We start from the raw sequence: 1,380 nt of genomic DNA on the forward strand, positions 1-1,380 counted from the left end.
CTTATTAAAGCAACTTTCATAGTATATGCCTAATTGAACATTTCGTCAACCTTTTTTTAAAAGAATGAATGTTGTTCAGCGACAAGAATTATCTTACCACACAGATTCGTTAATGTCAACTTCTCCGAAATGATTTCGGATTAAAAAATTCGTTTACAAGAAACTGCTAACGAAACAGCTCAATTAGCTTAACATCGATAGTGTAAACATACAAGTAGAAAGCTTTCCCATTTTCATGATTAGGAAAGCTCATCATCCAAGATGTCATACTTATACAAAGAATCCGCCTGCTAACTACCTACCTGGTGACGAAAAGGATCCCTTTTATACAGGAATCCGATTCTGAATAAGAAATAGGTCTAGAACTTATATGAAAACAAATTACATATATTTTTAATAGTGACTTGAAAATGTGCCAGCCTTGACAGATTATAGATCCATTATAACAAAAAATAGAACAACCTAGGACATTTGTCCGGTGCCACCATTGACTTTACTTTTGTCCGTGTAACTATTAACGCAACTAGTTAAAAGAAAAGTCTAAAGGCTCACCAGCAGCAACAAATGATACACGAACAAATCAATTCTACTCAAACGTTGGTGGGGCCCAGTCCCCTTCGCCGACTGCTAAGAATTGGGCGCTAAAGTCAAGGCCAAGCAGCTCAGCTGTGGCTCAGATTAAAAACGTTTTATGTGGTTCTTTTCTACCAAACCATGCTCTCAATTTTGTCACTAGTGGCACTAAAATAAGGCATAACTGGCTCTTTTCCAGGAATGCATCGGGTCGTGACACCGGCAACAGAACTTTGCCTGCACCAGCAACTTATTTCAGCATATTCGGGATTGGTTGCATGTACTTGATCATTGTGCCGCGATTGACTTGGTTTTACATGAAGGCGTTAATGGTGAAGTTTATAATACCTATGAATCCTGCTCCTCCAGTAACAAGAACCTTTTTTTCCTCGTCATTGTTCCACCCCATTAAGTAATTGCTTTATATAATGATTCAATGAGTCCCGCCAGCTTGGCTTCTCGTCGCTTTTAATCTATATAATCATTCATAACCCACTTTAACATTTTTTTGATTAAGAACGTTTGGAACTTACATCATGCTCCGTGTTCCTACAACTTTCTTATTTAAATGCATCTGTTTAAAAACAAAAACTCCACCTATTAATAATGCTGTAAAACTGAAAAGGAACCGAATTTCATACCAAAGAACTGAATTCCACATAGAGTTCATAACTGATCCATAATGTATATACATGGGGACGGTTCTTGCGTCCCACGGGAGAAAGCAAAAGAACCGTCCCCATGAACATCCGTTGAGATAATCCAAAAATTTTAACGGAACAGCGAAAAACCTGAGAAAATTCACAC

The 1,380-nt window shown here is 37.7% G+C and carries 1 pseudogene; it reads left to right on the plus strand.

Features of this window, described 5'->3' with window-relative positions:
- Positions 1-829: 829 nt before the first annotated feature.
- Positions 830-919: pseudogene (locus JN080_RS30115) on the plus strand (NAD-dependent epimerase/dehydratase family protein); the annotation flags it as partial.
- Between the last annotated feature and the right edge of the window lie 461 nt (positions 920-1,380).

The sequence above is a fragment of the Bacillus sp. EB600 genome, assembly GCF_024494385.1.
In the GTDB taxonomy this organism is placed as follows: Bacteria; Bacillota; Bacilli; order Bacillales; family Cytobacillaceae; genus JAEVLT01.